This is a genomic window from Nocardia sp. NPDC060259 (assembly GCF_042728775.1).
Classification (GTDB): domain Bacteria; phylum Actinomycetota; class Actinomycetes; order Mycobacteriales; family Mycobacteriaceae; genus Nocardia.
In genome coordinates, this window is sequence record NZ_JBHXAY010000189.1 from 1 (window position 1) to 3,689 (window position 3,689).

Below are 3,689 nucleotides of genomic sequence, written 5' to 3' on the forward strand. Positions count from 1 at the left end.
ACCACCGAGGTGCTCGGCTACGGCAAGACCTACAACCTGACGGCGTCGGCGATCGGCCTCGGCGGGGTGAACTCGACGACCCTGAGCTTCACCACCAGTTCGCCGAACAGTCAGACCAAGCCCTACCTGCTTCCCGGCGAGGGCGAGGTGGTCGGCATCGGTCAGCCGGTGGCCATCCAGTTCGACGAGAACATCCCCGATCGGCGGGCCGCGCAGGACGCCATCAAGATCACCACCGAGCCCGCGGTCGAGGGTGCCTTCTACTGGGTGAACAATCGCGAAGTGCGGTGGCGGCCAGAGCATTTCTGGGCTCCGGGCACCAAGGTGACCATCGATGTGAACGTCTACGGCAAGGACCTCGGCAAGGGGCTCTACGGCCAGGACAACATCCACTCGTTCTTCACCATCGGTGACGCGCAGGTCTTCACCGCCGACGACAACACCCACCAGGTGACGGTGGAGCGCAACGGTCAGGTGATCATGACGATGCCGACCTCGATGGGCAAGGACAGCACGCCCACCGACAACGGCATCTACATCGTCAGCGACCGGCACGAGAAGATCATCATGGACTCCTCGACCTACGGCGTCTCGGTGAACTCGCCGGACGGCTACCGCACCCCGGTCGACTACGCGACGCGAATCTCCTACAGCGGCATCTTCTTCCACTCGGCCCCGTGGTCGATCGGGCAGCAGGGCTACTCCAACGCCAGCCACGGCTGCCTGAACCTGAGTCCGGCGAACGCGCGCTGGGTGTATGAGAACGCCAAGCGTGGTGACATCACGATCATCAAGAACACCGTCGGCGGCACCCTGTCCGGTGTCGACGGTCTGGGCGACTGGAACATTCCGTGGCCGGAATGGAAGGCGGGCAACGCCGACGCCGCCTGATCCGCGCGGCTGATTCGCGAAAAATAAAGGGCCACCGGAAGTTTCCGGCGGCCCTTTGTTTTTGAAGGTTGGTGAACGGGTGGTTCAGGCGGGGGTCGGCAGGTCGCTGCAGTCCATCATCGCCTCGCCCGCGACAGCCAGAGCGCTGCCGAGCGCGCCGCACAGGATGCGCCCGCCGAACAGCAGCCGGTCCAGGTTGGGCAGGCCGGCCGAGCCGGTGCCGGAGGAGCCGGTGGTCTCGACGCCGGTGGTGGAGCCGCTCTGTGCCGAGCCGGACTCGGGCTGCTCGGTGGGCAGGCCGAATTCGCCGGTGGCCGTCGGCGCGGCGGCGACGTACGGGGACAGGGGCAGGCCGGGCGACTCGGCCGCCGCGGTCCCCGCGATCGGGCCGAGCGCGGTGGCGGCCGCAAAGGCGGCGACGACGGTGGAACGCTTCATCAAGGGGTCTTTCCGGTCGAACGCTGACGAGATATGCCCCACATCTGGGCAGTGGTCCAGAGTGTAGCGGTCAAACGTGACGTTCGTCATGGCACCGGCCACCTGCGAGCTACGCCGTGGCGGCGAGCTCGTGGTCGGCGCCGTGGAGTTCGGCCGAGATGCTGACGCCGGGGTCGCCGACGACGACCCGTCGGGCCCCGCAGCGGCACCGCTGGTAGGCGATGAGGCCCTCGCTGGTCCGGTGGCAGGACTCGATCCGCCAGGTGTGCGTGGTGTGGCTGTTCATGCTTCGAGTCTGTTGTAATGGCATTGTGCATTACAACCATTACGGGCGGGAGCCGGTGCAGCTCGGCGTCGACCTGCTCAACGAACCGTGTGGGAGTGCCGCGGAGCTGGGTCGGCGCTGTGCGGCGGCGGGGCTTGTCTTGTCCCAGCCGCCGACGGACGACGATCTGGCGTCGGTGGCGGCGTTTCTGTCGCGCTGGCGGCGGGTGGTGGCGTGCGCGGACCGGACCGAACGCGCGGCGCTGCTCAACGTGCTGCTCGCCGAGTACGCGTCGGCGCCCCGGCTGACCGACCACGCGGGCGACGGCTGGCACCTGCATTTCCGCGATCAAGGGGTGCCGACCGATCGCCAGGTCGCCGCGCTGATCACCGTCGGCACCGCACTGCACCTGACCGGTCTGGGGATGGACCGGCTCGGTGAGTGCGCGGCCGAGGGGTGCGCGCGGGTGTACGCCGACACCTCACGCAACGGCAGACAACGTTTCTGCAGCCCGGCGTGTGCGAACCGGTCGGCGGTGCGCAGGCACCGGGCCGGCCGCGTCGCCGGGTGACGGTCACTCCAGCACGGGGAAGTTGGCGCGCAGGACGTTGTGCGGGTCGCGGGCCCGCTTGATCTGGCGGAGCCGGGTCAGCGTCGCCGCGTCGAAGGCCGCGCTCGCCGACTCGCCCGGCGCGAGGAAGGTGTAGGGCTTGGCGCCGGTGATGTGCGGGCCGAGTCCGTCCAGGATCGTGGCGAAACCGGCGGTGACGTCGTCGATCAGGTGCGGCAGGCCGAGGCCGAGCAGGTAGAGGGCGTAGGGCTCGGTGACCCTTCCGCGCGCGCCGTCGTCCGGGCCGCTGTGGGCCAGTGCGCCGCCGAGGCCGCGGATCTGGATGTTGAGCAGCGGGGCCACCGGTGCGTCGATGATCGTCTTCACGACCGCGTCACCGAGATCGGTGAGCAGTTCCCCGCGCGACAGCGACGGGCTCGGATCGGTGGGTTCGGCCGTGATGGTGCCGATCTGGTCCGGCGTCATGGCCCCACGGGTGTCGGCGAGGCGGCCGGGCAGGGTGTCGAGAATGCTGGTCAGCGCTCGTCCCTCGGCAGGGTCGCCGAGGTAGGCGAAGTCGATGGCGACCGTCGGCGCCGCGCCGGGGATCTGGTAGCGCTGCAACCACACCGACAGCTCGGCGGGCGCGTCGGTGGTGAGCGCGGTGAACATCTCGAACACCGCGCGGGTCTGCTCGGCGGGCCAGCTCACCCGGCCGCCGTAGAGCTGGGGCAGCTCGACGAGGTCGAACTCGAGCGCGGTGACGATCCCGAAGTCGCCGCCGCCGCCACGCAGGGCCCAGAACAGCTCGGGGTCGGAGTCGGCGGTCACCCTGGTCTGTTCGCCCGCGGCGTCCACGAGGTCGACCGCGCGGACCGCGTTCGCCGCCCAGCCGTGCGCGCGGGCCAGCCAGCCGAACCCGCCGCCCAGGGTGTATCCGGTCACACCGACGACGGGGTTGCTGCCCGCCAGGCCGGACAGTCCGTGCGCGGCGGCCGCGGATTGCACACGTCCCCACTGCGCGCCGGAACCGACGCGGGCCAGGCGCCGGTCGGGGTCGACCGCGATGCTGTCGAGCTTGCCGGTGCGGACGAGGATCGTGTCCTCGATATCGCCGGTCGCGCCGTGGCCGGTCGGCTGGGTCACCACCGTGCGGCCCGCGCGGCGGGCGTAGCGCACGACGCCGGCGATGTCGTCGGCGTCGGCGACCTCGACGACGGCGGCGACCGACTGTGTCACCGCCACGTTCCACGGCCGGGCCGCCTGGTCGAAGCCCTCGTCGCCCGGCAGGAACACCGTCCCGCGGACGGCGCCGCGCAGTTCGTCGATACCCATGGCCGAATCCTCATTTCTCTCGGTTGTCTACCGAGTCGACGACAGAGGACCGGCGACTGTGACATCCCCGCCAGTCCCGGTGAAACGTTCCGGTGAAACGCAGAAGGGGCGGGCCGCGCGGACCGGCCCGGGAGTTAGGGGGGTGAGAAGGGGCTCGGACCCGGGGTGATATAAACAAAACCCAGCCCCCCACACTCCCAAAAAACGGGT

Annotated in this window: 5 protein-coding genes; 2 read left to right on the forward strand and 3 right to left on the reverse strand. The window is 69.8% G+C overall.

Going from position 1 to position 3,689, the window contains the following annotated elements; all coding sequences use genetic code 11:
• Nucleotides 1-891, forward strand: an 891-nt coding sequence (locus tag ACFWF2_RS33405; protein WP_379311473.1) for an Ig-like domain-containing protein, incomplete at its 5' end; no start/stop codon positions are given.
• 84 nt (nt 892-975) lie between these two features.
• Here ACFWF2_RS33405 and ACFWF2_RS33410 read toward each other — a convergent pair.
• The gene (locus ACFWF2_RS33410) at nt 976-1,329 is read right to left on the reverse strand and encodes a hypothetical protein (RefSeq protein WP_379311474.1); all 354 of its coding nucleotides are present in this window, start codon (nt 1,327-1,329) and stop codon (nt 976-978) included.
• 109 nt (nt 1,330-1,438) lie between these two features.
• On the reverse strand, nt 1,439-1,615 hold the full coding sequence (locus ACFWF2_RS33415) for a hypothetical protein (RefSeq protein WP_379311475.1): 177 nt from the start codon (nt 1,613-1,615) through the stop codon (nt 1,439-1,441).
• A 25-nt stretch (nt 1,616-1,640) separates the two neighbouring features.
• On the opposite strand from ACFWF2_RS33415, the gene ACFWF2_RS33420 reads away from it, so the two are divergent.
• On the forward strand, nt 1,641-2,165 hold the full coding sequence (locus ACFWF2_RS33420; protein ID WP_379311476.1) for a CGNR zinc finger domain-containing protein: 525 nt from the start codon (nt 1,641-1,643) through the stop codon (nt 2,163-2,165).
• A 3-nt stretch (nt 2,166-2,168) separates the two neighbouring features.
• Here the strand turns inward: ACFWF2_RS33420 and ACFWF2_RS33425 are convergent, their stop codons facing one another.
• Nucleotides 2,169-3,479, reverse strand: a complete 1,311-nt coding sequence (locus ACFWF2_RS33425; protein WP_379311477.1) for an FAD-binding oxidoreductase — start codon at nt 3,477-3,479, stop codon at nt 2,169-2,171.
• Between the last annotated feature and the right edge of the window lie 210 nt (nt 3,480-3,689).